Source organism: Streptomyces albidoflavus, assembly GCF_000719955.1.
GTDB lineage: Bacteria > Actinomycetota > Actinomycetes > Streptomycetales > Streptomycetaceae > Streptomyces > Streptomyces albidoflavus.
Map to the genome: position 1 here is coordinate 82391 of NZ_JOII01000019.1, position 25986 is coordinate 108376.

A 25986-nucleotide genomic window follows, 5' to 3' on the forward strand; every position below is an offset into this window, starting at 1 on the left:
CGTGGATCTCCACGGGGCGGGCGTCAGTCAGGTGAGCGCAGGCTCCGCCTTGGATACGTCGAGGCTGTCGAGGAGCGCGTCGCTGTGGTGAGAAGCGGCAGCCGCGAGCGCGTCGTTCTCGGCCTGAATCCGAACGATCTCGGATTCGAGGTCCTGGACGCGCTGCTGGAGCCGTCGCATCTCGGCGAGGAGCCGCGGGTCGGAACCGCCGACGTAACCGAGAAGCGCCTTTGCCATGATGGATGGTCCTCCACACTGAGTTACCGAACGAATCGGTGTGGGTCGTGAGGGAATCGCACCCGCGGTGCCTGGCAATGCTGGATTTTTGTTGGCTCTCACATGCCAAACAACAGTGGGGCGCGGGGATTCCAGAGTCTCACCAAAAAGTTTGACGGTCAACACGATCACAGCCCGTATCGACGGAGCTCCGGCGGTCCGGGCGCGGCCGTACGGCGGCGCGGCCGATTCTGCGGAGCCCGGCGGGCGTGGTGATCAACCTGGTCGGGGCAGCCTCGCACGGCGGCGCGTTCTTGGCAACCACCAGGTCATGGCCGTCCCGCGGGCCGGACACGCCGCCTGAGGCGCCCGCGCCGGAACGCCCCCGAAGGACGGCGCGCGTCCCTCCGTCAGCGGATCGCGAAGGTGTCGTAGCCGCCGCGTGGCGTGTCCCAGATCTCAGTGACTCCGTCGACGCGGCCGGGTGTGTCGCCCCGCGCGAGCCAGTCGAGGAGGGACTGGCAGCCGGCCCGGGGCCCCTCGGCCACGACCTGGACGCGCCCGTCGTCGAGATTGAGAGCAAAGCCACTCAGCCCGCCGATCTCCAGCGCCCTGGCCCGGGTGAACCAGCGGAAACCCACCCCTTGCACCTGTCCCCGGACCCAGACCACCAGCCGCGCTTCTTCGTTCATGGCTGCACGCTAACCGGCCAATTGGCTCAGGAGCATCTCGCCCTCACCCGTCTTGGGCTACAGTCCCGACGCAACGATCCTCACCCGATCGAGTGAGGATCGTGCGGGGATCGCTTCACCGTCCGGCCAAGGAAGGCTCAGTACATGGGACGCCACCGCCGCGCCGCCCACGGCGCGACCCACGGCAACGCCGCACGTGCAGAGCGGCCGGAGCAGTCCGACCGGCCGTACGACACCGGCCACCACGGACGGCAGGAGCCCGCTCCGGTCCCGGAGACCCGTTCGCACCGCCGGCCCAAGCGCGGCGCGGTACCGGTGCGCACCGGGCTGCTCGGTGTCTCGGCGGCCGTGGCCATGGGCGCCGTGGCGGTCGCGACCGGTCTGCTGCCGGGCGCGGGCGACCGCTACGCCGTGACCGGCGAGGGTCCCTCGGGCCGCGTCGAGGCGGCGGACGGCCCCAGCGACCTGGAGACCAACGGCAGCGCCGACGGCCGCTCCGGCGAGGGGGCGAGCCGCGGCGCGGACCGCTCCGCGGGACCGAGCACCGAGCCGTCCTCCTCGGCCGACGGGAAGAAGGACAAGGCGGAGGGGAAGTCCGGGAAGCGGGACGCCTCCGGGAAGGCCGACGCCGGGGAGACGGCGTCGAAGCAGCCGGCCGCCTCGCGTACGCCGGAGAGCGCCCCGGCGCCGACCCCCTCGCGGACGACGCAGGCACCCGCCCCCTCGCAGCCCACCGCCACGCCTTCCACCCCCGCCGGTTCCTCCGCGGCCGCCGCCGTGCTGTCGCTGGTCAACCAGGAGCGGGCCAAGGCCGGGTGCTCCCCGGTCACCGCCGACGCCGAGCTGGAGGCGCTGGCGACGGCGTTCAGCAAGGACATGGCGGCACGCGGCTTCTTCGACCACACCGACCCCGACGGGGACTCCCCCTGGGACCGCGCGGCGCAGGCCGGAGTGACCGGCCTCGGCGGCGAGAACATCGCCCGGGGCCAGGCCAACGCCCAGTCCGTCATGGACTCCTGGATGAACAGCCCCGGCCACCGCGCCAACATACTCAACTGCGACTACAAGACCCTGGGCGTCGGCGTGCACTTCGCCGAGGGCGGCCCGTGGTGGACGCAGAACTTCGGCTTCTGACGGCGTACAGCTGACACATGACGGCGCCGGACCAGCCCTGCGGGGCTGGTCCGGCGCCGTCATGTGTCAGCCCGTCGCCCGCGGCGGGCGCTGGCAGCGCGGGCAGAAGTAGCTGGAGCGGTTCATCCAGGGGCGGCGGCGGATCGGGGTGCCGCAGCGGTCGCAGGGCTCGCCCTCGCGGCCGTAGGCGTCCAGGGAGCGGTCGAAGTAGCCGGATTCCCCGTTCACGTTGACGTAGAGGCTGTCGAAGCTGGTGCCGCCGACGTCGAGGGCGGCGGTCATGACGGCCCGGATGTGGGTCAGCAGCTCCGCCGAGCGGGGGCGGGTGAGGGTGGCGGTGGGCCGGTCGTAGTGGAGGCGGCTGCGCCAGAGGGCCTCGTCGGCGTAGATGTTGCCGACGCCGCTGATCAGGGACTGGTCGAGCAGGGCGCGCTTGACGGTGGTGCGGCGGCGGCGCAGGGCTTGGTGGAAGGCGTCCTCGTCGAAGAGCGGGTCGAGGGGGTCACGCGCGATGTGGGCGATGACGTCGGGCAGCCCGTCGGGCCCGGTGTCGTGGAGCGAGAGGCCGCCGAAGGTGCGCTGGTCGACGAAGCGCAGCTCGGTGCCGAGGTCGTCGGCGAAGCACAGCCGTACCCGCAGGTGCTTCTCGTCCGGGGCCTCGCCGGGCTGGACGAGGAGCTGGCCGCTCATCCCGAGATGGGCGAGGACGGCGAAGGGCGCGTCGTCGACGGGGAGCCAGAGGTACTTGCCGCGCCTGAGCGGGGCGGCGAAGCGCAGGCCGGTCAGGCGGCGGGCGAAGTCCTCGCCGCCGGCCAGGTGGCGGCGGACCGCGCGGGGGTGCAGGACGTCGGCGGAGGCGACGGAGCGCCCGGTGATCCACCGCTCAAGTCCGCGCCGGACGACTTCGACCTCGGGCAACTCGGGCACGTGCGCTTCTTCCCCTCACGCGAGGTGCGCGCCGGACGGGGCGCACCTGGACAGCAGGACGCCGGCCGCCCCCGGTGGGGACGGCCGGCGGTGCGGGCGGGTCAGGCCGAGGCCGCGTCGGAGGACGGAGCCGTAGCTTCGGCCTCCTCCTTGGCGCGCTCGTCCGCCGCGGCGCGGATGGCGCGCCAGGCGGACTCGGCGGCCTGCTGCTCCGCCTCTTTCTTGCTGCGGCCGGTGCCGGTGCCGTACGAGACGCCTCCGACGCGGGCGGCAGCAGTGAAGGTCTTCTCGTGGTCGGGGCCGGTCTCCGTGACCAGGTACTCGGGTACGCCGAGCCCCTCGGTCGCGGTCAGCTCCTGGAGGCTGGTCTTCCAGTCGAGCCCTGCGCCCAGGCTGGAGGACTTCTCGATGAGCGGGTCGAAGAGCCGGTGCACCAGCTCGCCCGCCGCTTCGAGGCCCTGGTCGAGATAGACCGCGCCGATCACCGCTTCCAGGGTGTCGGCGAGGATGGACGCCTTGTCCCGGCCTCCGGTGCCCTCTTCGCCCCTGCCGAGGCGGATGAAGGAACCGAGTTCAAGGCCGCGGCTGACCTCGGCCAGCGCACGCGAGTTGACCACCGCCGCCCGGAGCTTGGCCAGCTGGCCCTCCGGCAGGTCGGGGTGGGTGCGGTAGAGCGTGTCGGTGACCACCAGGCCGAGCACGGAGTCCCCGAGGAACTCCAGCCGCTCGTTGGTGGGCAGGCCGCCGTTCTCGTACGCGTACGACCGGTGAGTCAGCGCACGCACCAGAAGGGCGGACTCGAGGTGGTACCCGAGCCGCCCTTCCAGAAGCGTGTGGGACGAGGCCGTGGTGTCCGCCTTCTTGGCGTTGGACAGTTCAGACATCGGGCCTCTCACCAGCCGCTCAGACCTCGAGGACCTGGCGCTTGTTGTAGGTGCCGCAGCTCGGGCACGCGATGTGCTGCTGCTTCGGCTCGTGGCAGCGCTCGCACGCAACCAGGGTGGGGACCGCAGCCTTCCACTGCGACCGGCGGTGGCGCGTGTTGCTGCGCGACATCTTCCGCTTCGGAACAGCCACGGCTACTTCTCCTGCTTCTCGTCGACACCGGGGTCGGCGCCGCTCAGATCGTCCTTCTCGCCTGCCTGGATGGTCCCGGCGAGTCCCTGCAATGCCGCCCAACGGATGTCGGTGGCGTCGTGGTGGTGGTCCGGATCGTCCGCGAGCCGTGCCCCGCACTGGGAACACAGGCCCGGACAGTCGTCCTGGCACACCGGCTGCATGGGCAGTGCGAGCACTACCGCGTCACGCAGCACCGGCTCGAGGTCGAACATGCCGTCCTCGAGCGGGATGACGTCCTCGTCGTCCTCGGCGTCGTCGCCCGGTTCCGCGGTGCGGCCCCGGTCGGCGGCGTCAGGGTACGAGAACATCTCCTGGAAGTCCGCTTCGAGCTCCAGCCCGAGCGGCTCCAGACACCTTACGCACTCCCCCTTCGCGGCGGCACGGGCGGTCCCCGTGACGAGGACCCCTTCCATGACCGACTCGAGGCGGAGGTCGATCTCCACCGGCGAGCCTTCCGGCACGCCGATGACGTCTTCGATTCCGAACTCGGGAGAGCCCGGGGCCTGCACCGTGCGGTTCAGCTGCTGCATGGCACCCGGACGCCGCCCCAGCTCATGTGTGTCGAACACGAGGGGGTTGCGGTGGTCGAGGCGCGTGTTCAGAGCTTTACCTTCTTCCGGTTCACAAGATCGAGGGGGATGCGGCCCTGCCGGATGCCTCCGGGGACGGCCCGCGGGCCTGCCGGCCCGGTCCGTCGTCGCCGGGGAGTCCGCCGGGTCCCCCGCGGGTGTTCCGCCGGGGCCGTGGACAGGCACGACCGAACAGTCAGGATACTGGACCGGGCCGCTGTCTCCCAATCGGGCCCGGGTCGTCGGCCCCGGCGGGCGGTCAGCGCCCCTGTTCGTAGCGGCGCAGCTCCTCCGCGCTGATCATGCCGGTGTCGAAGAGGCTGGTCTCGTCGAGCGCGTTGGCGGGCCGCTCCTGGGGCACCGGCGGTACGGCGTACCCGGCCGCGTCGTAGCCGCCCTGCGCCGGGTAGCCCTGCTGCGGGTACCCCTGCTGGCCACCCTGCTGCCCGTAGCCGTAGGCGCCGGGCTGCTGCTGGTCCTGGTAGCCGTACGCGGCGGCCTGCTGCGGGGCGTACTCCTGCTGCTGGTAGGCGTAGGCGTCCTGCTGGGCGGGGGCGCCGTAGCCGTACGGGTCCTGGGCGGCGGGCGGGGCCTGGCCGGCGTACGGGTCCTGCGGCGGGACCGGCGGGGCTGCGGGGACGGCGGGTGCCGGGGGCGTCGCGGCCGGGGGCGGCGGGGTGGTGGGGCCCGCGAGGCCGGCGAGGTAGTCGGCGTCGCTGGTGGCGGCCTGGGCGGCGTCGTCGCCGAGTTCGCCGAGGGCGGCGAGCTCGTCGGTGGCGACGCGGCCGTGCAGCTTCTGCCGGCCGCGGCCGACGGCCTCCAGGGTCTTGCCGAGGACCGCCTCGAAGGCGCCGAGCTTGGCGCTGACGTAGTCGTCGGCGCGGCGGCGGAGCGTCTCGGGGTCGTGGCTGCGCTCGGGGGCTTCGGGGTCGTCGTAGCCGTCGTCCGCCGTGGGGTCGGCCCCGAGGAGCTTCTCGCGGCCGCGGCCCACGGAGCCGATGGTCTTGGTGAGGACCACTTCGAAGTTGGCGAGCTTGGAGTCGACGTAGTCGTCGGCCTGGGCGCGGATCTCCTCGGCCTCCGCGCGGGCCTCGGCGAGGATGCGGTCCGCCTCGTCCTGGGAGCGCTGGGCGACGGCGGTGCCGGAGACCAGGCTGCCGCGTTCGGCGTGGGCGGACTGGATGATCCGCTCGGCCTCCTGGCGGGCCTGCTCGACCATCTGCTCGCGGTCGCCGATCAGCTCCTGGGCCTGCGCGAGGGAGCCGGGCAGCGCCTCGCGGACCTCTTCGAGCAGGGCGAGCAGCTCGGCGCGGTTGATCACGCAGGAGGCCGACATGGGCATGGACCGGGCGCTGCCGACCGTGTCGACGATCTCGTCGAGCTTCTTCTGGACGTCCACCGGGTGCTCGCCAATCTCTGTGCCATGTTGGGAAGTCGGACGCACCGACTGTACGGCCAGCGGGCGCCCGGCGGACACCGGGTGAGACGGCGTCAGCTCCCTTGCGGCCCCCGGCGGGCGGGGCTCACTTCCTGCGGAGGCGGTCGCCGAGGGCGGCCAGGACGGGCTCGGGGACCAGGTGGGAGACGTCCCCGCCCCAGGCCGCGACCTCCTTGACCAGGCTGGAGGAGAGGAAGCTGTAGGTGGGGTTGGTGGGGACGAAGAGCGTCTCGACACCGGAGAGGCCGATGTTCATCTGGGCCATCTGGAGTTCGTAGTCGAAGTCGCTGACGGCGCGCAGGCCCTTGACGATGGCGGGGATGTCGCGCTGCTTGCAGAAGTCGACGAGCAGGCCGTGGAAGGACTCGACCTGGACGTTGCCGAACTCGGCGGTGACCTCGCGGATCAGCTCGATCCGCTCGTCGATCTCGAACAGTCCCTTCTTGGACTGGTTGATCATGACGGCCACATGGACGACGTCGTAGAGCCTGGAGGCACGGCCAATGATGTCGAGGTGTCCGTTGGTGATGGGGTCGAACGACCCTGGACAGACGGCACGGCGCAACTGAAGTCCCTCGCTCCCGGGTCCGGTCATCGTGCGTCTTCGCACGTAGAGGCGGCGCGACCGTACCAAAACGTTCCCTCGCCGTAGCGGCGGGCCCGCTCAGGGTGAAATCCGTCCGGCCACCCGAATTCTCCCCCTCTGGTGGCGCGTTCCACCGTGACGAGCGCCTCATCGGCGAGCCATCCGCCGGTACGCAGTGTGAGCAGGATCTCCCGGAGTTCCTGGTCGGTGACGGCGTACGGCGGGTCGAGGAAGACCAGATCGTAGGGGGCGCCGGACGGCGGGGCGGCGACGGCCTGGGCGGCCTTGGCGGCGCGGACCTCGGCGCCGGGCAGGCCGAGGGAGCGGACGTTGTCGCGGATGGTGCGGACGGCGCGGGCGTCGGCCTCCACGATCAGGGCGTGCGCGGCGCCCCGGGAGAGCGCTTCGAGGCCGACGGCGCCGGAGCCGCCGTAGAGGTCGAGGACCCGGGTCCCGTCGAGCGGCCCGCCGTGCAGCGACTGCCAGGTGGAGAAGAGCCCTTCGCGGGCCCGGTCCGAGGTGGGGCGGGTGCCGGTGCCCGGCGGTACGGCGAGGCGGCGTCCGCCGGCGGTGCCGGCGATCACGCGGGTCATCTGAGTCCTTCGGGGCTGGGGGTGCGGCCGGGGTCCACGATATGGCGTACGGGCCGGGGCGGCCGGTCAGCCCTTGTCGAGGTACTGCTCGCGCTCCTCGTCGAGCAGGGCGTCCAGGGCGGTGCGCAGGGCGGGCAGGCCGGCCAGGTCCGGGTCCTCGGCGACGGTGCGGGTGGCCTCCTCGCGGGCCTCGGCGATGATCTCCTCGTCCTCGATGACGGCGAGCATCCGCAGCGAGGAGCGGACCCCGGACTGGGCCTGGCCGAGGACGTCGCCCTCGCGGCGCTGCTCCAGGTCGATACGGGAGAGTTCGAAGCCGTCGAGGGTGGCGGCGACGGCGCCGAGGCGGGCGCGGGCCGGGGCGGCCTCGGGCATGTCGGTGACCAGGAGGCACAGCCCCGGGGCGGAGCCACGCCCGACGCGGCCGCGGAGCTGGTGGAGCTGGGAGACGCCGAAGCGGTCGGCGTCCATGATCACCATGGCGGTGGCGTTGGGGACGTTGACGCCGACCTCGATGACGGTGGTGGCGACCAGGACGTCGACCTCGCCGGCGGCGAAGCGGCGCATCACGTCGTCCTTGTCGTCCGGGGCCATGCGCCCGTGCAGGACCTCGATCCGCAGTCCGGCCAGCGGCCCGGCGGCGAGCTGCTCGGCGACCTCCAGCACGGCCAGCGGCGGCCGGCGGTCGCCCTCGTCGGCGGCCTTCTTCTTCGTCGCCTTCGTACCGCCCTCCTCCTCGTCCCCGATGCGCGGGCAGACGACGTACGCCTGGTGGCCGTTCTCGACCTCCTCGCGGACGCGTTCCCAGGCGCGGGCGAGGAAGTGGGGTTTGTCCTGGGCGGGGACGACGTGCGTGGAGATCGGGGAGCGTCCGGCGGGGAGCTGGTCGAGGACGGAGGTCTCCAGGTCGCCGAAGACGGTCATGGCGACGGTGCGCGGGATGGGGGTGGCGGTCATGACGAGGAGGTGCGGGGTGCGGGCCTCCTCCTTGGTGTGGCCCTTGGCGCGCAGGGCGTCGCGCTGTTCGACGCCGAAGCGGTGCTGCTCGTCCACGACGACCAGGCCGAGTCCGTGGAACTGGACCGTGTCCTCGATCAGGGCGTGGGTGCCGATGACGATGCCGGCCTCGCCAGTGGCCAGGTCGAGAAGGGCCTTGCGGCGGGCGGCGGCCGTCATGGAGCCGGTGAGCAGGACGACCTTGGTGGCGTGCTCGGGGGCGCCGAGAGTACCGCCGTCGGCGAGGTCGCCCATCATCTCGGTGATCGAGCGGTGGTGCTGCTGGGCGAGGACCTCGGTGGGGGCGAGCATCGCGGCCTGGCCGCCGGAGTCGACGACGGCGAGCATGGCGCGCAGCGCCACCATCGTCTTGCCGGAGCCGACCTCGCCCTGGAGGAGGCGGTGCATGGGGTGGTCGGTGGCGAGGTCGTCGAAGATCTCGCGGGAGACCTTCTGCTGGCCCTCGGTGAGGGTGAAGGGCAGCCGCGCGTCGAAGGCGGTGAGCAGTCCGTCGGGGGCGGGGCGCCGGGGCACGGCGGAGAGCTGGCCCTCGGCGTGGCGGCGGCGGGCGAGGGCGACCTGGAGGACGAACGCCTCGTCCCACTTGAGGCGGGCCCGGGCCTGGGCGACGTCGGCCTGGCTCTGCGGGCGGTGGATCTTGCGCAGGGCCTCGGGGAGCGGGAGGAGACCGCGTCCTTCACGGAGCGCGCCGGGGAGCGGGTCGAGGGCCTCGTCGGCGCTGGGGAGGACGGCGTCGACCGCCTTGGCGATCTTCCAGGACTCGAGTTTGGCGGTGGCCGGGTAGAGCGGGATGAGGGCGCCGGCCCAGGACGAGACGTCCTCCGCGCCGTCCCCGCGCAGGAGTTGGTAGGCGGGGTGGGCGAGCTGGAGGCGGTGGTTGAAGACGGAGACCTTGCCCGCGAACATCGCCCGGGTGCCCGGCTGGAGGTCCTGGTGCGGCTTGTGAACGCCCCGGCCGAAGAAGACGAGGCGCAGCGAGCCGCTGCCGTCGGTGATGGTGACTTCGAGCCGTTTGCCGCGCCCGGCGTTGAAGGTGTGCACGCGGGCGTCGGAGACCTGGGCGACCACCGTGACGTGCTCGTCCAGCGGGAGGTCGGCGAGGGTGGTCAGCTCGCCGCGCTCGGCGTAACGGCGTGGGTAGTGGTGAAGGAGGTCCCCGACGGTGTGCAGGTCGAGGTGGTCGGCCATCACCTTCGCGGTGGGCGGGCCGACTACTTTCTTCAGGTTCTCATCGAGCGCGGGCACGTGGTCCATTGCACACCACGCGGCTGACAATCGGCGCGAGGGGCCGGGCCGGACCACCCCTTGACGTTGAGGGGTGGTACTTCCCCCTACTCCACCCCGATGAGCATCGGCGAGCCCTGCCGCCCGCCCCGGTACACGACGGTGTCCACCGCGAGGTGGCGGGTGCGTACGTGGCGTTCCAGCAGGTCGGCCACCTGCTCGGGCACCTCGTCGTCGAGGACGAGGGTGACCATCTCGCCGCCCGCCGAGAGCATACGGTCCAGGACGGTGCGGGCGGTGTCGGTGAGGTCGGTGCCGATGACGGCCACGTCGCCGTCGACCAGGCCGAGCACGTCGCCCGCCTGGCAGATGCCGACGGTGGTCCAGGACTGCCGTTCGGCGACCGAGATCGCGCCGTGCCGGGTGGCGCCGGCCGCGGAGGTCATGGCGACGACGTCCTCGTCGAACCGGCGGCCGCCCTCGTGGACGGCGAGCGCCGCGATGCCCTGGACGGCGGAACGGGTGGGGATGAGCGCGACGCGGATGCCGTCGCCGCGGGCCTGTTCGGCCGCGGCGGCGGCGGTGTGCCGCAACTCGGGGTCGTTGGGGAGCAGCACGACCTCGTGGGCGTGGGCCCGGCGGATCGCCTCGGCCAGTTCGCCGCTGGCGGGGGGTTCCCCGGCGCGGGCGTGCACGGTGGTGGCGCCGCCCTGCGCGTACAGCTCGGCCAGCCCCTCGCCCGGGACGACGGCGACGACGGCGCGGGGGGCGCGTTCGCGGGGCGGCTGCGCGGCGTCAGGGCGGGCGGCGGTCTGGGCGCCGAAGTGGGTGATGCGGACCCGGTGCGGCCGTCCGGCCTCGATGCCGGCCTCGACGGCGGCCCCCGCGTCGTCCACGTGGACGTGGACGTTCCACAGCCCGTCCCCGCCGACGACGACGAGCGAGTCCCCGAGCGCGTCGAGCCGGCCCCGCAGCCGTTCCACGGCGGCGTCCTCGGCGTCCAGGAGGTAGATCACCTCGTACGCGGGGCCCTCGGTGGCGGCCTCGCCGGGGGTGTGGTCGGCCGGTGCGGCGGCACACGGGCCGACGAGATCACCCGGGGGGCGGGGGCCGGGGCGGGCCGGAGCTTCACCGGTGAGTGCCTCGACCAGAGTGTGGAGGACGGTGACGAAGCCGCGGCCGCCCGCGTCGACCACTCCGGCGCGGGCGAGGACCGCGAGGTGCCGGGGCGTCTCGCCGAGGGCGGCGAGGGCGGCGTCGTGGGCGGCGCGGGCGACGGCGGCGCAGTCGGCCGCGCCGGCGGCGTCCGCCCCGTCGGCGGCGGCGGTGGCGACGGTCAGGACGGTGCCCTCGACGGGGTGGGCCACGGCCCCGTAGGCGGAGTCCGCCGCGCGGCGCAGGGCCCGGGCGAGGAGCGGGCCGTCGGCGTGGGCGGCGTGAGCCTCGTCACCCGGCGTGGTGAGGACCTGGGCCATGCCGCGCAGCAGCTGGGCGAGGATCGTGCCGGAGTTGCCGCGCGCCCCGATGAGCGCCCCGTGGGCCATGGCGCGTACCGCGTCGGAGAGGGCGGGCCGGGTGGCGCCGGTCTCGTGGGCGGCGAAGACGGCCTCGACCGCCTGGGCGGCGGACTCGACGGTCAGGTAGAGGTTGGTGCCGGTGTCGCCGTCGGCCACCGGATAGACGTTGATGGCGTCGATGTCCTCGCGGGCGCGGCCCAGGGCGGCGAGGGCGAGGGCGCTCCAGCGGCGGACGGCGGGGGCGTCCAGCAGGCCGCCTCCACGGTGCGGGGGACGCTGATGCGGGGCGGGGGGCGGGGACCCTGCGGGCTCCCCTTCCGGCTCGGGCACCTGCGCCTCCTCGTGCGGCTGGACTGCCCGCAGCGTAGACCCGACGGCCCTGGTGGGCGGGGGCGGGGGCTCCGCCACCCGTGGTAATTTCGTCGGGCAGGAGCGGCCGTTGTATGCTTCTCCAGTTGCCCGATGAGAATCGGGCTTATCCCCCTGGCAGCGCCAATCAGTTACTGATCCCGGCATGCCGGGATTTCACTGTAAGTGCATCTGAAGTCTTTGGAGTGACCCGTGGCTGCCAACTGCGACGTCTGTGGCAAGGGGCCGAGCTTCGGCAACAACATTTCGCACTCGCACCGCCGTACGTCCCGTCGCTGGAACCCCAACATCCAGCGCGTGCGTGCCGTGGTCGGTCGGACGCCGAAGCGGCTCAACGTCTGCACCTCGTGCATCAAGGCCGGCAAGGTCTCGCGCTAATCGCGAGCGGTGTCCCCGCTCCGAGCGGGGGCAACCCGGTTCTCGCGTGGACGTCTCGCACTGGCGCGGCCACCAGGCTTGCTGCTCGAAGGCCGGTTCATCTTCGGATGAACCGGCCTTTTGCCTGCCCGGACACAGGGGCGCGCCTGGGATGGGTACGGGTCGGCTGAGCCGGGCACGCCGCACGGGCCGGGAGCCTACGGGGCGCTCCGCGCGAGGCCCGCACCGTCACGCCGCCGCCCCGTAGAACCGCAGGTCGCACGCGACGTGGCGCCCCGTACGGGGCGCGCCCCGCGCGCCGCGCCCTCGCCCCGACGCGGGCCAGGGGCTACTGGCTACTCCCCCACGCTCCCCTTCGCCCCCGCGTCGATCCGCCACCCATGGTCCACCGGCCCGATCCCCGCGCCCAGCGCGAAGCCGGCCGCGATGGCGCCGGTGAGGTACTCCTTGGCCAGGCCGACGGCCTGCGGGACCGGGTGGCCGAGGGCGAGGTGGGAGGCGATGGCGCTGGCGAGGGTGCAGCCGGTGCCGTGGGTGTGCCGGTTGTCGAGGCGGGGGGCGCGGTACCAGTGGGTCTCGGTGCCGTCGGTGAGCAGGTCGACCGCGTCACCGGACAGGTGGCCGCCCTTGATGAGCGCCCAGGTGGGCCCGAGGGCGAGCACCGCTTCGGCGGCCCGCTCCATGCCCGCCTCGTCGCGGACCTCCACGCCGGTGAGCTGGGCGACCTCGTCGAGGTTCGGGGTGGCCACGGTGGCGACCGGCATCAGCCGGTGGCGTACGGCGTCGAGGGCGGACTCGGCGAGCAGCGAGTCCCCGTGCTTGGAGACGCCCACGGGGTCGACCACGGCGGGGGCCTCGGTGGCGGCGAGCAGTTCGGCGACGGTCGTCACGAGGGAGGCGGAGGAGAGCATCCCGGTCTTGACCGCCTGGACCCCGATGTCGTCGACGACGCTGCGGTACTGGGCGCGGACCGCGTCGTCGGGGAGTTCCCAGACGCCCTGGACGCCGAGCGAGTTCTGCGCGGTGACGGCGGTGAGCACGCTCATGCCGTGCACGCCGAGGGCCAGCATGGTCTTCAGGTCCGCCTGGATGCCGGCGCCGCCACCGGAGTCGGAACCGGCGACGGTGAGCACCCGGCGGGGGCGCGGGGGTATGTCCATGGGGCCGAATCTAGCCGGGCTCCGGAACGGCCCGGGTGCCGGGGCCCGGCGCCGCGCGGCCGGAGCGCGGGGTGTCGCGGCGCTCCGGGACGGGGCGCCCGACGAGGCCGCACACACGGGGCGCCGACGGAGCGGCCCGCCCCGCACGGCGGGCCCGCAGCGCCCCGTACGCCGCGCTCGCCCCGCGCTACCCCGCCCCGTCGGTAAGGGCGACGCCGCCCCGCAGCCCCCTACATCCGGCCCCATGTCAGACCCACGCCACACCGTCACCCCCTACACGTAACCCCCACGCCGCGCCGTCACTCCGTACACGCCGTCCCCCCGCACGCGCCCCGCCCCACGAACCCGGGGCCCTCAGCCCCCGGTTCGCCCCCACTCGTTCCTCGGCTCACTCCTCGACTCAGCCCTCGATCCCCCCACCCCCCGCCTCCCCGAAGTGGTCCCACCCGCCCTTGTGTGTCCAGGGCGCGCCGTCGACCGTCACGCGGGGCAGGGCCGACGGGTGGAGGACCTCGCCGATGACCTTCCAGCGGGCGGGGAGTTTCACGTCGGAGGGGAAGGTGGCGACGATGGCGTGGTCCTCGCCGCCGGTGAGGACCCACTGGAGGGGGTCGACGCCGACGGCCTGGCCGATGTCGTTCATCTGGCTGGGGATGTCGACCTTGCCGGAGGCGACGTCGATGCGGACCTTGCTCGCCTCGGCGATGTGGCCGAGGTCGGCGATGAGGCCGTCACTCACGTCGGTCATGGCGGTGGCGCCGAGTCCGGCCGCCGCGGGGCCCGCGTGGTAGGGCGGTTCGGGGCGGCGGTGGGCCTCGACGAAGGCTCGCGGCGAGCGGAACCCCCGCGACAGCACGGCGTACCCGGCGGCGGACCAGCCGAGCCACCCGGTGACGGCCACGACGTCCCCGGGCTGCGCCCCGGCCCGGGTGACGGGCTCGTGGTTGCGCAGGTCGCCGAGGGCGGTGATGGAGACCATGACGGTGTCGCCGCGCACGACGTCGCCGCCGACCACGGCGGCGCCGGCGACCTGGCACTCGTCGCGCAGCCCGTCCATCAGCTCCGCGGGCCAGGCGGCGGGGAGTTCGGCGGGGACGACGAGGCCGAGGAGGATCGCGGTGGGCACCGCGCCCATGGCGGCGATGTCGGCGAGGTTCTGGGCGGCGGCCTTGCGGCCCACGTCGTAGGCGGTGGACCAGTCGCGGCGGAAGTGCCGCCCCTCCAGGAGGATGTCCGTGCTCGCCACGACCCGCCGGTCCGGTGCGGTGACCACGGCGGCGTCGTCGCCGGGGCCGATCCGTACCGCCGGGGTCATGGTGAGCCGGGACGTGAGCTCCCTGATGAGCCCGAACTCCCCCAGCTCGCCCACAGTGCCTTTCACCGCGCGCCCACCTCTCGTATCAAGTGCCGGTCGAGACCGGTCACGTACCGAACCGTCCGTGCGGTGCCGGCGCCCCGGCCCCGTCCCGCTCCCCCATCGTCCCCGGTCCCGGGGCACCGCCGCGCACCGGGCGCCGGGGCGGCACCGGCCCCCTCGCGTCCCCCGTACGCCGCGTTCCGTTTGCGGTCGCGGGGCGGGGCGGGGGTCGGTACCGTCAACTCACACGTCAACGCCCGCACCCCGCAAGGCGGACGGCGCACGCGTCGGGGCGCGCGGCTCTCCCCGCGGCGGGCGCGGACGCGATAACGTGACGACCCTTTCCCCCACATGATCCTCGTGGCCGCCCTGGAGGTTCCGTGGTACAGGCGTATGTACTGATTCAGACCGAGGTCGGGAAGGCTTCGGCCGTCGCCGAGTTCATCGGCACCATTCCTGGAGTGATCCAGGCGGAGGATGTGACCGGTCCCTATGACGTGATCGTGCGGGCGCAGGCCGACACCATGGACGAACTGGGCCGCATGGTGGTCGCCAAGGTCCAGCAGGTGGACGGCATCACCCGCACCCTGACCTGCCCGGTCGTGCATCTGTAGCCCCCGTCTACGCTGGCCCGGTGAACCTCACCCGTCGCCGGTCCCTCCGGTCTGCCGCCGCCGCGCTGCTGCTGGCCGCCGTCGCCGGCTGTTCCTCCACGGCCGGCCGGCCGGCCGCCGCGGTTCCCGGGCCCGACAGCGCGACGGCCGCCCTCTGCCACAAGCTGGACGACCGGCTTCCGCAGCGCGTCGCCGGCATGGAACGGAACGATCCGGAACCGGAGTCGGCACTGACCGCGGGGTGGGGCAGCCCGGCGATCATACTGCGCTGCGGGGTGCCGAGGCCCGGCGCGATGAACGACCCCGACGCCGAGGGCGTGGAGGCCGACGGTGTCGGCTGGCTCATGGAACAGCCGGGCGACGGCTCGTTCCGCTTCACCACCACGCTGCGCCGCGCGTACGTGGAGGTGGCGCTGCCCGCCGAGCACGTACCGGAAGGGCTCGCGCCGCTCAGCGACCTCGCCCCGTCGATCACCGAGGCGGTACCGGAGGGCATCGCCGACTGACCGGCCGCACAGACGCGGAGCCGGAGCACCCGTGAGGGGGCCCCGGCTCCGCGGCGGACCGCTCGCTCCCGCCGTGCGGCTCAGCGCAGCCCGGTGGACCGGCGCAGCGCCGCCTGCACCAGCTGGTCGACCAGGGCCGGGTAGTCGACGCCGGACTCCTGCCACATGCGCGGGTACATGGAGATCGGCGTGAAGCCGGGCATGGTGTTGATCTCGTTGATGACGAAGCCGCCGTCCTCGGTGAGGAAGAAGTCGGCGCGCACCAGCCCTTCGCAGGAGGCGGCCTCGAAGGCCTCGACGGCGAGGCGCTGCACCTCCGCCGTCTGCTCCTCGGTGAGCGGGGCGGGTACCAGGCCGGGCGCCGAGTCGATGTACTTGGCCTCGAAGTCGTAGAAGTCGTGGGCCTGGACCGGCGGGATCTCGGCGGGGACGCTGGCGCGCGGCCCGTCCTCGAACTCCAGGACGCCGCACTCGATCTCGCGGCCGCGCAGCAGCGACTCGACGAGGACCTTCGGGTCGTGGCGGCGGGCCTCGGCGAGGGCCGCGTCGAGCCCCTCGGGGCCGTCGACCTTGGTGATGCCGACGGAGGAGCCGCCGCGGGCGGGCTTCACGAAGAGCGGCCAGCCGTGCTCACCGGCGAAGTCGATGACACGGGCGCGGGCGGCGGCCTCGTCGGCGTCCCACTCGCGGGGGCGGATCACCAGGTACGGGCCGACCGGCAGCCCGAAGGAGGTGAAGACCCGCTTCATGTACTCCTTGTCCTGGCCGACGGCGGAGGCGAGGACACCCGAGCCGACGTACGGGATGCCGGCCAGTTCCAGGAGACCCTGGAAGGTGCCGTCCTCGCCGTAGGGGCCGTGCAGGACGGGGAAGACCACGTCGACGTCGCCGAGGGCCTTCGGCACCGAGCCGGGCTCGCTGTAGAGGACCTCGCGGTTGCCGGGGGCGACGGGGAGGACGACGGTGCCCTCGCCGGGCTCGGCGAGCGCGTCGACGTCGGGGACGGTGCGCTCGGTGATCGCCATCCGCGCGGGCTCGTCGGCGGTGAGCACCCAGCCGCCCTCGGTGGTGATGCCGATGGGCAGGACGTCGTACCGGGAGCGGTCGATGGAGCCCAGGACGGCGCCGCCGGTGACCACGGAGATGCCGTGCTCGGAGCTGCGCCCGCCGAAGACGACGGCGACGCGCGGCTTGCGGGGTTCGGTTCCGGGCTCGGGGAGGGCCGGGTTCTGGGGGGAGTTCTCGCTGCTCATATCGCGACGAGCGTACCTGCTGGTAGGCCGCTCGTCAGCGCCCGAGGGGCCCTGTCGCGCCGGGGGCACCCGACCGCCGCACCGCGCGGCGGGCGCCCCGTGGGGCGGCGTGCGGCGCGAGGCGGCAGGTCGGAAGCGGTGCGTCCGGTCCGGTCAGCGGCGCTCGGGCTTGGCGCTGCGGCTCATCAGTTCCTTGAGGGCGACCAGCGGCGGCTTCCCGTCGTGCACGATGCCGACGACCGTCTCGGTGATGGGCATGTCGATGCCGTGCCGGCGGCCGAGGTCGAGCACGGACTCGCAGGACTTGACGCCCTCCGCGGTCTGCTTGGTGACCGCGATGGTCTCCTCCAGCGTCATCCCCTTGCCGAGGTTGGTGCCGAAGGTGTGGTTCCGCGAGAGCGGCGAGGAGCAGGTCGCCACCAGGTCGCCGAGGCCGGCGAGGCCGGAGAAGGTCATCGGGTCGGCGCCCATGGCGAGGCCGAGCCGGGTGGTCTCGGCGAGGCCGCGGGTGATGAGGGAGCCCTTGGTGTTGTCGCCGAGGCCCATGCCGTCCGCGATGCCGACGGCGAGGCCGATGACGTTCTTGACGGCACCGCCCAGTTCGCAGCCGACCACGTCGGTGTTGGTGTAGGGGCGGAAGTACGGGGTGTGGCAGGCGGCCTGGAGCCGCCGGGCGACGTCCTCGTCGGTGCAGGCGACCACGGCGGCGGCGGGCTGCCGGGCGGCGATCTCCCGGGCGAGGTTGGGGCCGGTGACGACGGCGATCCGCTCGGGGGGCAGCTTGGCGGTGTCGGCGATGACCTCGCTCATCCGCATCGCGGAGCCGAGTTCGACGCCCTTCATGAGGGAGACGACCACGGTGTCGGGGGCGAGCAGCGGGGCGAGGGTGGTGAGGTTGGCGCGCGCCGTCTGGGAGGGGACGGTGAGGACGGTGAAGTCCGCGTCCGCGGCGGCCTCGGCGGGGTCGGTGGTGGCCCGCACCGAGGCGGGCAGCACGGCACCGGGCAGGTAGCCGGAGTTGGTGTGCGCGGTGTTGACCTCGTCGGCGACCTCCTGGCGGCGGGCGCACAGGACGACCTCGCAGCCCGCGTCGGCGAGGACCATGGCGAACGCCGTTCCCCAGGAGCCGGTTCCGAAGACCGCTGCCTTGACCGGGGGTGTCACTGGTTGTTCTCTCCTGACTTCTGCCCCGGCGCGCTCTCGCACACCGCCGGGGCGGGGGGCTGCGGGCGCACACCGGTCCGCCGCTGCTTCAGGCGGGCCGTGCGGGGGTCGTACGGGGTGGCGGGGGCGGGTTCGCCGCGCATCTCGGCCAGCAGTGCGGTGACGGCCGCCATGATGGTCTCGGTGACCTCGCGCAGCACCTCGGGGGTGGGTTCGAGGTCGTAGTACGCGCTGAGGTCGACCGGCGGGCCGGCCTTCACCTGGAGGGTCTTGCGCGGCAGGAGCCGGAGCTTGTTCTCCTTGGCGTACGGCGGCATGGCGAGGTTGGCGCCCCACTGGGCGACGGGGATGACGGGGCAGCGGGTGCGCAGGGCGACCCGGGCGGCGCCGGTCTTGGCGGTCATCGGCCACATCGCGGGGTCGCGGGTGAGGGTGCCCTCGGGGTAGAAGGCGACGCACTCGCCGCGCTCGATGGCGTCCAGGGCGGCCCGGAAGGCGTCCAGCGCATTGGTGGTTTCGCGGTAGACGGGAATCTGCCCGGTGCCGCGCATGACGGCGCCGACAAATCCCTTCCCGAAGAGCCCGTTCTTCGCCAGGAATCGCGGAACGCGTCCGGTGTTGTACTGGTAGTGAGCGTAGGACAGCGGGTCGAGATACGAGTTGTGATTGACCGCGGTGATAAATCCGCCGTCAGCCGGAATGTTCTCCATTCCGCTCCAGTCCCGCTTGAACAGAAGCACCAGCGGCGGTTTTGCGATGACCGCTGCCAAGCGGTACCAGAAGCCGATTCTGCGGCGGGACACTCGGGCACCTTCCTCTTCGCGGACCCTGGGATGCGATCTGCGCCCTGGGGCGGACGCACAAGTGTCGCCCCGGGTCCCCTTTCTGTCGAGAACACCGTACGCCCACCCTCGCGCGGCGCCGCCAGGCACCGGCGGCGGGGCGGGCCCGGGAGAGGGCGAGAATGACCAGGATGCGTACTGAACCCGACGCGGGCCCGGCGGCCTCCTGGAGCCTGGTCGTCCCTCTCAAACCCCTTGTGCTGGCCAAGAGCAGGCTGGCCCCGGCGCTCGACGGCGCGGCGCGGGCCCGGCTCGCGCTGGCGTTCGCCCAGGACACGGTGGCCGCCGCGCTGGACTGTGCGGCGGTCCGCGATGTGGTGGTCGTCACGGACGACGCCCGGGCCGGCGCGGCGCTGGCGGCGCTCGGGGCGCGGGTGACGGAGGACACCCCGGCGGCGGGGCTGAACGCGGCCCTGGCGCACGGCGCCCGCACGGTGCGCGCGGCGCGGCCCCGCGCGGCGCTCGCCGCGCTCAACGCCGACCTGCCCGCGCTGCGCCCCGCCGAGCTGGAACGCGTCCTCGCGGCGGCCGCCGCCCACCCGCGCTCCTTCCTCGCGGACGCCGCCGGGATCGGTACGACGCTGCTGGCGGCGGCGCCGGGCGCCCCGTTCACGCCGCGGTTCGGCGGCCCCTCCCGCGCCCGGCACGCCGCGGCGGGCGCCGTCGAACTGGCCCCGGGCGCGGTGCCGGGCGTACGGCGCGACGTGGACACCCCGGCCGATCTGCGCGCCGCCCGCGAGCTGGGGCCGGGCCCGCACACCTCGGCGGCCCTGGCGGCGCTGCGCGAGGCGGCCGCACCCCGCGCGTCGACGGCCCCGCCGGGCTGAACACGCCGCCCCGCACGGCGCGGTACGCCGCGCGCCCCGCACCTCCCCCGTCCCGCCCCGCCCCGCCCGCGACGGCTACGCTGCGGGGCATGCAGGCGACCGCGTACACGTACGACCCCGAGACCCGTGGCGGCAGTGTGCTGCTGGACGACGGCACCCCGGTGCCCTTCGACGCGGCGGCGTTCGACGCGGGCGGGCTGCGCATGCTCCGCCCGGGCCAGCGGGTGCGCGTCGAGACCGTCCCGGGCGCGGACGGCGCCCCCCGCATCACGCTGGTGACCCTCCAGACCTTCTGAGCCGCCGGCCGGGTGCCGGACACGCCGCGGGCCGGGCTCCCCGAGGGGGGCCCGGCCCGATGCGCGTGGTCCGGCCGTGTCCGAAGGCTCCGCGGCGGTCCGCTACTTCGTCACTTCTTGCGAGCCGTCGCCGTGGTCTTCTTGGCGGTGGTCTTGCGGGCCGAGGACTTCTTGGCCGGGGCCTTGGTGGCGGTGGCCTTCTTCGCCGGGGCCGTCTTCTTGGCCGTGGCCTTCTTCGCCGTCGACTTGGCCGGGGTGGCCTTCTTCGCCGTGGCGGTGGTCTTCTTCGCGGCGGCGGTGGTCTTCTTCGCCGTGGCGGTGGTCTTCTTGGCCGGGGTCGCCTTCTTGGCGGTGGCGGTGGTCTTCTTCGCCGCCGAGGCCTTCTTCGCGGTCGCCTTCTTGGCGGCGGCCTTCGCGGTGGTCTTGGTCCCGCCGGTGAGGCTGCCCTTGGGCGCCTTCTTCACCGCCACGTCGTTCTTCGGGAGCTTCTTCGTCCCGCTCACCAGGTCCTTGAAGCCCTGGCCGGCCCGGAAGCGGGGCACGGAGGTCTTCTTCACCCGGACCCGCTCGCCGGTCTGCGGGTTGCGGGCGTACCGGGCGGGGCGGTCGACCTTCTCGAAGGACCCGAAGCCGGTGACGGAGACCCGCTCCCCGGCCACCACCGCGCGGACCATCGCGTCGAGCACCGCGTCGACGGCTTCGGCGGCGTTCTGACGACCGCCGACCTTGTCGGCAATCGCTTCTACGAGCTGCGCCTTGTTCACGTCTTCCCCTTCGGAGGCATTGCCAGAACCAATGTGTTCAAGCTTTTTCGCACGGTAGGCAGATATATACCGCAAATCAAACACGAAACGGGCTAATCACCCGTGCGCCGCAACGGAGGCGACCTGTCGCTCCACGAAGGGGCCTTGAGGCTCCTGCGGGGGCTCACTTGACGCTCAGAGATCTTCGGGGAATCGCCCTTCGTCGAGCTCTGCCGTGAAGCGGTCCAGACGTCGGGCCGCCGCCGCGAGATCGTGTTTTGCCACGGCCGTAATGGCCAGCAGCTTTCGGGAGAGCGCCCTGCGGACGTCCTCCGGGACTTGCAGCGCGCGCACTCGGGAGTGCGCTTCTTTCAGCCGGTCGGCGACAACGTCGTAGAGCTCGATCTCGCTGTCGCGTTCCATGCGCCGATTGTGCCATCTGCGGCGAGTTGTCGCCCCACAGGGGGGCAACTGCCGCGCGGGGCCCACCCTTTCAGAAGGAGGGAGCAACCTGCGCCCCACCATGCGAAAGAGGGCCAACTCCCGCTTCTGCCAGCACACTTGACCGGTACGGGGACCACCCTTCCGGGTGTCGTCCGAGTGGCCGCGTCAACTCGCCGCAGGGTCAGCCGGATGGCCCCTTCCGCCTTCCGGAGCCGACCCCGAGGGGCACTTTCACGCCAACTCCGAACACCTTTGGCGTCCAGGGCATTCCCATGCTGTAGGGCGCCTTCCCGGGCACCCGGCGGCCAACCCGGCACGGGCCCGGCCACGGCCGCGGCACCGGTCCCGCCACGGGCACCGGTCCCGGGCTCGCGGCTCCCGCACATTTCCCCGCGCCCCACTGGACCGTTCGGGTGCCCGGACGCACGAACGCCGCGCCCCCGCTCCGGTGGGAGCGGGGGCGCGGTGGCGGTGCGGGGATCGGGTCAGACGGGCAGGGTGCGCGGCTTGAAGGCCGGGCGGCCCGACTCGTAGGCCGCGATGGCCTCCTCCTCGCGCAGCGTGATGCTGATGTCGTCCAGGCCGTTCAGCAGGCGCCAGCGGGAGTTCTCGTCCAGCTCGAACGGGGCGGTGACGCCCGCGGCGCGGACCTCGCGGTCCTGGAGGTCGACGGTGATCTCGGCCGTGGGGTCGCTCTCGGTGAGCTCCCACAGGGCGTCGACGACCTCCTGGTCGAGCAGGACGGTGAGCAGGCCGTTCTTCAGCGAGTTGCCGCGGAAGATGTCGGCGAAGCGGGAGGAGATGACCGCCTTGAAGCCGTAGTTCTGGAGCGCCCAGACGGCGTGCTCCCGCGAGGAGCCGGTGCCGAAGTCGGGCCCGGCCACCAGGACGGTGGCACCCGCGCGTTCGGGTTTGTTCAGGACGAACTCCGGGTCCTTGCGCCAGGCCTCGAAGAGCCCGTCCTCGAAGCCGTCGCGGGTGACCTTCTTGAGCCAGTGCGCGGGGATGATCTGGTCGGTGTCGACGTTGCTGCGGCGCAGCGGGACGGCCCGGCCGGTGTGCGTGGTGAAGGCTTCCATGGCTGATCAGACTCCCGCGGGTACGTCGGTGAGGTCGGCGGGCGAGGCGAGCGTCCCGGTGACGGCGGTGGCGGCGGCCACCTGCGGCGAGACCAGGTGGGTGCGGCCGCCCTTGCCCTGGCGCCCCTCGAAGTTGCGGTTGGAGGTGGAGGCGGAGCGCTCACCGGGGGCGAGCTGGTCGGGGTTCATGCCCAGGCACATCGAGCAGCCCGCGTGCCGCCATTCGGCGCCGGCCTCCTTGAAGACGGTGTCCAGGCCCTCCTCGACGGCCTGCAGGCCGACCCGGGCGGAGCCGGGTACCACCAGCATCCGCACACCGTCGGCCACCTTGCGGCCCTTGACGATGCCGGCGGCGGCCCGCAGGTCCTCGATACGGCCGTTGGTGCAGGAGCCGACGAAGACGGTGTCGACCTTGATGTCGCGCAGCGCCTGCCCGGCCCGCAGACCCATGTACTCCAGTGCCTTCTCGGCGGCGTACCGCGCGGAGGGGTCCTCGAAGGAGGCGGGATCCGGCACCCGGCTGCTCAGCGGCGCGCCCTGCCCGGGGTTGGTGCCCCAGGTGACGAAGGGCGCGAGGTCGGCGGCGTCGATGACGACCTCGGCGTCGAAGGTGGCGTCGTCGTCGGAGCGCAGCGTCTTCCAGTAGGCGACGGCCTCGTCCCACTCCTGGCCCTCGGGCGCGTGGGCGCGGCCCTTCAGGTAGGCGAAGGTGGTCTCGTCGGGGGCGATCATGCCCGCCCGGGCGCCGGCCTCGATGGACATGTTGCAGATGGTCATCCGCGCCTCCATCGAGAGCTTCTCGATGGCCGAGCCCCGGTACTCCAGGATGTACCCCTGGCCGCCGCCGGTGCCGATCTTGGTGATGACGGCGAGGATCAGGTCCTTGGCGGTGACGCCGTCGGGCAGTTCGCCGTCGACGGTGATCGCCATGGTGCGCGGGCGGGCCATCGGCAGCGTCTGGGTGGCCAGCACGTGCTCGACCTGGCTGGTGCCGATGCCGAACGCCAGCGCGCCGAAGGCTCCGTGGGTGGAGGTGTGCGAGTCGCCGCAGACCACCGTGGTGCCGGGCTGGGTCAGCCCCAGCTGCGGGCCGACCACGTGCACGACGCCCTGCTCGACGTCGCCGAGGGAGTGCAGCCGCACCCCGAAGTCGGCGCAGTTCTTGCGCAGCGTCTCCAGCTGGACCCGGGAGACCGGGTCGGCGATGGGCTTGTCGATGTCGAGGGTGGGGGTGTTGTGGTCCTCGGTGGCGATGGTGAGGTCGAGGCGGCGCACGGCGCGCCCGGCCTTGCGCAGGCCGTCGAACGCCTGCGGACTGGTCACCTCGTGCAGCAGGTGCAGATCGATGAAGAGAAGGTCCGGCTCGCCCTCGGCGCGCCGGACGACGTGGTCGTCCCAGACCTTCTCCGCGAGTGTCCTACCCATCGCTTTCCCTTCGGCCGGCGTCGTCGCCGGCCCAACTAGAGATTCGGTGCGCCCCCGTCCGGACCCCCGTGCGGGGCGGTGGCAGAGCGGGCGGTGAGGTGCCCGCCTGTACAGACTGGCAACTTCCCGGGAAAATTGAACTTGCGTTTCACAGAGTGAGACGCGAGTATCGTTGCATGGACAACTCTAGTGGCGTCGGCGTTCTCGACAAGGCGGCTCTCGTTCTGAGCGCTCTGGAGTCCGGTCCGGCCACCCTCGCCGGGCTGGTCGCGGCGACCGGGCTCGCCCGCCCCACGGCGCACCGCCTCGCCGTGGCTCTGGAACACCACCGCATGGTGGCGCGTGACATGCAAGGCCGTTTCATCCTCGGCCCCAGGCTCTCCGAGCTGGCCGCGGCGGCCGGCGAGGACCGCCTGCTGGCGACGGCCGGACCGGTCCTCACCCACCTGCGGGACGTGACCGGCGAGAGCGCGCAGCTCTACCGCCGCCAGGGCGACATGCGCATCTGCGTCGCCGCCGCCGAGCGCCTCTCCGGCCTGCGGGACACGGTGCCGGTCGGCTCGACCCTGACGATGAAGGCCGGCTCCTCGGCGCAGATCCTGATGGCCTGGGAGGAGCCGGAGCGCCTCCACCGCGGCCTCCAGGGCGCCCGCTTCACGGCCACCGCGCTCTCCGGCGTACGCCGCCGGGGCTGGGCCCAGTCGATCGGCGAGCGCGAGCCGGGCGTGGCCTCGGTCTCCGCGCCGGTGCGCGGCCCCTCCAACCGCGTCGTGGCCGCCGTGTCGGTCTCCGGCCCCATCGAGCGGCTGACCCGGCACCCGGGCCGTATGCACGCCCAGGCCATCATCGACGCGGCCCAGCGCCTCTCCGAGGCCCTCCGCCGCACCAGCTGACGGCCACCCCTTCCCGCCACCCGCACCCCACAGCCGAGACCCCGCCGTCCACGATCCGGACGGCGGGGTCTCGCACGCGCGGGGGCGCCCCGCTCCCCCGCGTTCAGACCTTGAGCCGGTCCCGGGCCCCCACCCCGGCGCCGAGCGGCACCGTCCCGTACGCCCGGCCCAGCCCGAAGGGCGGCATGTCGCCGTAGATGGACTCGTGGTGCCCGGCGGGGACGACGTAGGTCTCGTGCCAGATGCCGACGTGGCCCTTGCTGTCGCGGGCGTAGCGGTTGACCCGGACCCACCAGGGGTGGTGCTTGCGGCCGGTCGCCCGGGCGTAGTCGAGCAGTTTCTCCTCGGACTCCCAGTACTGGACCACGTAGTAGGTGCGCGGCGAGCCGGTGAGCAGTACGTGGTGCAGGAGGCCGGCGGAGCGGTCCTTGACCAGTTCGCGGAGCATCGCGGGCATGGCGAGGAAGACCGGCAGCCAGCGGTGGAGGGCCCACAGGTGGTTGACGCGCATACCGATCAGGAGGACGACGACCTCGCCGTCGCGCGCCGCCGTCCTGCGGCCGAACTGGATCTTGTCCCGCATGGTGGTGTTCCCCCGTCCTCGTGGAGGCCCCACCGGATAGTGGCGCTCTCCCGTCACTTACTGGATAGTGACACTCACCAATGGCCGGCGGCAAGCGGAAAGGCACCCCAAGCACCCATGCGGCTCTCGGAGTTGAGCGAAGAGAGCGGTGTCTCCACCGCGACGATCAAGTACTACCTGCGGGAGGGGCTGCTGCCGCCGGGCCACCGCGTGCACGCCACCCGCGCCTCGTACGACGCCTCCCACCTGCGCCGGCTGCGGCTGGTCCGGGCGCTGATCCAGGTCGGGAAGATCCCGGTGGCCACGGCCCGGGAGATCCTGGCGGCGGTCGACGACGACTCGCTCGGGCTGACGATGCGCCTCGGCGCCGCCCTCTGGGCCCTTCCGCGCCCCCCGGCCGGCCCCGCCGAGGAGGACGAGGCGGCGCGCGAGGCCGCCGCCGAGGTCGACCGCATGCTGACGGAGGTCGGCTGGGAGCGGGTGCGCGAACTGGGCTCCCTCTCCCCCGTCCACCGCTCCCTGGTCGCCTCGGTCGCCACCCTGCGCCGCCTCGGCCATGTCTGCGACGCCACCGAACTGGTGCCGTACGCCCGACAGATGGCCGAGGTGGCCGCCCACGACCTGGATCTGATGGAGCGGTACCCGCGCGAGGTGGAGCAGGTGGAGTCGGCGGTGGCCGCCGCGGTGCTCTACGAGCCGGTCCTGCTGGATCTGCACCGGCTGGCCCAGGAGGAGGAGTCCCAGCGGCGCTACGGCCTGGCCGCGCGGGAGGGTGGCGGTACCGAGGCGGAGCCTGCCCCGTGAGGGGCGCCGCCGCCCTGTCACGGCACACGAAGAAGGGCCTCCCGCGTGATGCGGAAGGCCCTTCTTCTCTGTACCCCCGACCGGATTCGAACCGGCGCTACCGCCTTGAGAGGGCGGCGTGCTAGGCCGCTACACAACGGGGGCCTTGCAGATGAGCTCTGCGAGCGTGCTAGGCCGCTACACAACGGGGGCCCTAGCGATCCCACCCGGCGAGCGA

The 25986-nt window shown here is 73.1% G+C and carries 29 protein-coding genes and 1 tRNA gene; 8 read left to right on the forward strand and 22 right to left on the reverse strand.

All coding sequences use genetic code 11. The features are described 5' to 3' along the window. Nucleotides 1-27: 27 nt before the first annotated feature. The gene (locus IF45_RS0120060; RefSeq protein ID WP_003951107.1) at nt 28-237 is read right to left on the reverse strand and encodes a hypothetical protein; all 210 of its coding nucleotides are present in this window, start codon (nt 235-237) and stop codon (nt 28-30) included. A gap of 389 nt (nt 238-626) precedes the next feature. Beyond that, nucleotides 627-908 carry an acylphosphatase gene (locus IF45_RS0120065; protein ID WP_003951106.1) on the reverse strand — a complete coding sequence of 94 codons (282 nt, stop codon included), beginning with the start codon at nt 906-908 and terminating at the stop codon, nt 627-629. Between the two features lie 144 nt (nt 909-1052). On the opposite strand from IF45_RS0120065, the gene IF45_RS0120070 reads away from it, so the two are divergent. Next, entirely contained in the window at nt 1053-2042 is a 990-nt protein-coding gene (locus IF45_RS0120070; RefSeq protein WP_030308741.1) for a CAP domain-containing protein, read from the forward strand. 66 nt (nt 2043-2108) lie between these two features. On the opposite strand, the gene mutM is transcribed toward IF45_RS0120070, so the two are convergent. The 9 genes from mutM to IF45_RS0120115 form a co-directional block, all read right to left on the reverse strand. Continuing rightward, nucleotides 2109-2969, reverse strand: coding sequence for a bifunctional DNA-formamidopyrimidine glycosylase/DNA-(apurinic or apyrimidinic site) lyase (gene mutM / locus IF45_RS0120075; RefSeq protein ID WP_030308743.1), 861 nt, complete (start codon nt 2967-2969; stop codon nt 2109-2111). Between the two features lie 101 nt (nt 2970-3070). Then, a complete protein-coding gene (gene rnc / locus IF45_RS0120080; protein ID WP_010641955.1) occupies nt 3071-3853 on the reverse strand; it encodes a ribonuclease III in 783 nt (260 codons plus the stop codon). Between the two features lie 19 nt (nt 3854-3872). Continuing rightward, nucleotides 3873-4046 carry a 50S ribosomal protein L32 gene (gene rpmF, locus IF45_RS0120085; protein ID WP_003951102.1) on the reverse strand — a complete coding sequence of 58 codons (174 nt, stop codon included), beginning with the start codon at nt 4044-4046 and terminating at the stop codon, nt 3873-3875. Nucleotides 4047-4048: 2 nt separating this feature from the next. Continuing rightward, nucleotides 4049-4618: a YceD family protein gene (locus IF45_RS0120090; protein WP_008406290.1), complete on the reverse strand. Its 570-nt coding sequence runs from the start codon at nt 4616-4618 to the stop codon at nt 4049-4051. Between the two features lie 298 nt (nt 4619-4916). Beyond that, on the reverse strand, nt 4917-6056 hold the full coding sequence (locus IF45_RS0120095) for a F0F1 ATP synthase subunit B family protein (RefSeq protein ID WP_030308745.1): 1140 nt from the start codon (nt 6054-6056) through the stop codon (nt 4917-4919). A 124-nt stretch (nt 6057-6180) separates the two neighbouring features. Then, nucleotides 6181-6660 carry a pantetheine-phosphate adenylyltransferase gene (gene coaD, locus IF45_RS0120100; RefSeq protein WP_003951099.1) on the reverse strand — a complete coding sequence of 160 codons (480 nt, stop codon included), beginning with the start codon at nt 6658-6660 and terminating at the stop codon, nt 6181-6183. A 26-nt stretch (nt 6661-6686) separates the two neighbouring features. Beyond that, nucleotides 6687-7274: a 16S rRNA (guanine(966)-N(2))-methyltransferase RsmD gene (gene rsmD, locus IF45_RS0120105; protein ID WP_030308747.1), complete on the reverse strand. Its 588-nt coding sequence runs from the start codon at nt 7272-7274 to the stop codon at nt 6687-6689. Nucleotides 7275-7340: 66 nt separating this feature from the next. Then, complete coding sequence (gene recG / locus IF45_RS0120110; RefSeq protein WP_030308749.1) at nt 7341-9545, reverse strand: ATP-dependent DNA helicase RecG; 2205 nt, start codon at nt 9543-9545, stop codon at nt 7341-7343. A 77-nt stretch (nt 9546-9622) separates the two neighbouring features. Then, entirely contained in the window at nt 9623-11362 is a 1740-nt protein-coding gene (locus tag IF45_RS0120115; RefSeq protein ID WP_030308751.1) for a DAK2 domain-containing protein, read from the reverse strand. 231 nt (nt 11363-11593) lie between these two features. On the opposite strand from IF45_RS0120115, the gene rpmB reads away from it, so the two are divergent. Continuing rightward, nucleotides 11594-11779 (forward strand): 50S ribosomal protein L28, encoded by a 186-nt coding sequence (rpmB, locus tag IF45_RS0120120; RefSeq protein WP_003951095.1) that lies wholly within the window; start codon nt 11594-11596, stop codon nt 11777-11779. A gap of 335 nt (nt 11780-12114) precedes the next feature. On the opposite strand, the gene thiD is transcribed toward rpmB, so the two are convergent. Both thiD and IF45_RS0120130 read right to left on the reverse strand, forming a co-directional pair. Next, entirely contained in the window at nt 12115-12939 is an 825-nt protein-coding gene (thiD, locus tag IF45_RS0120125; protein WP_030308753.1) for a bifunctional hydroxymethylpyrimidine kinase/phosphomethylpyrimidine kinase, read from the reverse strand. A gap of 400 nt (nt 12940-13339) precedes the next feature. Next, nucleotides 13340-14320 (reverse strand): thiamine-phosphate kinase, encoded by a 981-nt coding sequence (locus IF45_RS0120130; RefSeq protein WP_008413996.1) that lies wholly within the window; start codon nt 14318-14320, stop codon nt 13340-13342. Between the two features lie 356 nt (nt 14321-14676). Here IF45_RS0120130 and IF45_RS0120135 point away from each other — a divergent pair, with 356 nt between their 5' ends. Further along, complete coding sequence (locus IF45_RS0120135) at nt 14677-14910, forward strand: Lrp/AsnC family transcriptional regulator (RefSeq protein WP_003951092.1); 234 nt, start codon at nt 14677-14679, stop codon at nt 14908-14910. Nucleotides 14911-14930: 20 nt separating this feature from the next. Further along, nucleotides 14931-15416, forward strand: a complete 486-nt coding sequence (locus tag IF45_RS0120140; RefSeq protein WP_030308755.1) for a DUF3515 domain-containing protein — start codon at nt 14931-14933, stop codon at nt 15414-15416. An 80-nt stretch (nt 15417-15496) separates the two neighbouring features. Here the strand turns inward: IF45_RS0120140 and IF45_RS0120145 are convergent, their stop codons facing one another. The 3 genes from IF45_RS0120145 to IF45_RS0120155 form a co-directional block, all read right to left on the reverse strand. Further along, nucleotides 15497-16669: a D-alanine--D-alanine ligase family protein gene (locus IF45_RS0120145; RefSeq protein ID WP_003951090.1), complete on the reverse strand. Its 1173-nt coding sequence runs from the start codon at nt 16667-16669 to the stop codon at nt 15497-15499. Between the two features lie 153 nt (nt 16670-16822). Then, on the reverse strand, nt 16823-17833 hold the full coding sequence (locus IF45_RS0120150) for an NAD(P)H-dependent glycerol-3-phosphate dehydrogenase (protein ID WP_003951089.1): 1011 nt from the start codon (nt 17831-17833) through the stop codon (nt 16823-16825). Next, nucleotides 17830-18636 (reverse strand): lysophospholipid acyltransferase family protein, encoded by an 807-nt coding sequence (locus IF45_RS0120155; RefSeq protein WP_003951088.1) that lies wholly within the window; start codon nt 18634-18636, stop codon nt 17830-17832. Before IF45_RS0120155 ends, IF45_RS0120150 begins: the two co-directional genes overlap by 4 nt. A 161-nt stretch (nt 18637-18797) precedes the next feature. Here IF45_RS0120155 and cofC point away from each other — a divergent pair, with 161 nt between their 5' ends. Then, nucleotides 18798-19502: a 2-phospho-L-lactate guanylyltransferase gene (cofC, locus tag IF45_RS0120160; protein WP_015507040.1), complete on the forward strand. Its 705-nt coding sequence runs from the start codon at nt 18798-18800 to the stop codon at nt 19500-19502. An 89-nt stretch (nt 19503-19591) separates the two neighbouring features. Next, the gene (locus IF45_RS33680) at nt 19592-19798 is read left to right on the forward strand and encodes a hypothetical protein (RefSeq protein ID WP_030308756.1); all 207 of its coding nucleotides are present in this window, start codon (nt 19592-19594) and stop codon (nt 19796-19798) included. Between the two features lie 110 nt (nt 19799-19908). On the opposite strand, the gene IF45_RS0120170 is transcribed toward IF45_RS33680, so the two are convergent. From IF45_RS0120170 to leuC, 4 genes are all read right to left on the reverse strand, one after another. Next, entirely contained in the window at nt 19909-20562 is a 654-nt protein-coding gene (locus IF45_RS0120170) for an HU family DNA-binding protein (protein ID WP_030308757.1), read from the reverse strand. 174 nt (nt 20563-20736) lie between these two features. Then, a complete protein-coding gene (locus IF45_RS0120175; RefSeq protein ID WP_003951086.1) occupies nt 20737-20964 on the reverse strand; it encodes an SCO5555 family protein in 228 nt (75 codons plus the stop codon). Nucleotides 20965-21470: 506 nt separating this feature from the next. After that, nucleotides 21471-22064 carry a 3-isopropylmalate dehydratase small subunit gene (gene leuD / locus IF45_RS0120180; protein ID WP_010641979.1) on the reverse strand — a complete coding sequence of 198 codons (594 nt, stop codon included), beginning with the start codon at nt 22062-22064 and terminating at the stop codon, nt 21471-21473. Between the two features lie 6 nt (nt 22065-22070). Then, nucleotides 22071-23489, reverse strand: coding sequence for a 3-isopropylmalate dehydratase large subunit (gene leuC / locus IF45_RS0120185; RefSeq protein ID WP_018895591.1), 1419 nt, complete (start codon nt 23487-23489; stop codon nt 22071-22073). A 176-nt stretch (nt 23490-23665) separates the two neighbouring features. Between leuC and ndgR the strand changes: the two genes are divergently transcribed. Beyond that, nucleotides 23666-24382, forward strand: a complete 717-nt coding sequence (gene ndgR / locus IF45_RS0120190) for an IclR family transcriptional regulator NdgR (protein WP_003951083.1) — start codon at nt 23666-23668, stop codon at nt 24380-24382. A 103-nt stretch (nt 24383-24485) separates the two neighbouring features. On the opposite strand, the gene IF45_RS0120195 is transcribed toward ndgR, so the two are convergent. Then, on the reverse strand, nt 24486-24965 hold the full coding sequence (locus tag IF45_RS0120195) for a DUF4188 domain-containing protein (protein ID WP_030308758.1): 480 nt from the start codon (nt 24963-24965) through the stop codon (nt 24486-24488). Nucleotides 24966-25082: 117 nt separating this feature from the next. Between IF45_RS0120195 and IF45_RS0120200 the strand changes: the two genes are divergently transcribed. Then, entirely contained in the window at nt 25083-25769 is a 687-nt protein-coding gene (locus IF45_RS0120200) for a MerR family transcriptional regulator (protein WP_003951081.1), read from the forward strand. A gap of 71 nt (nt 25770-25840) precedes the next feature. Here the strand turns inward: IF45_RS0120200 and IF45_RS0120205 are convergent. Beyond that, nucleotides 25841-25913, reverse strand: a tRNA-Glu gene (locus IF45_RS0120205). Nucleotides 25914-25986: the final 73 nt, after the last annotated feature.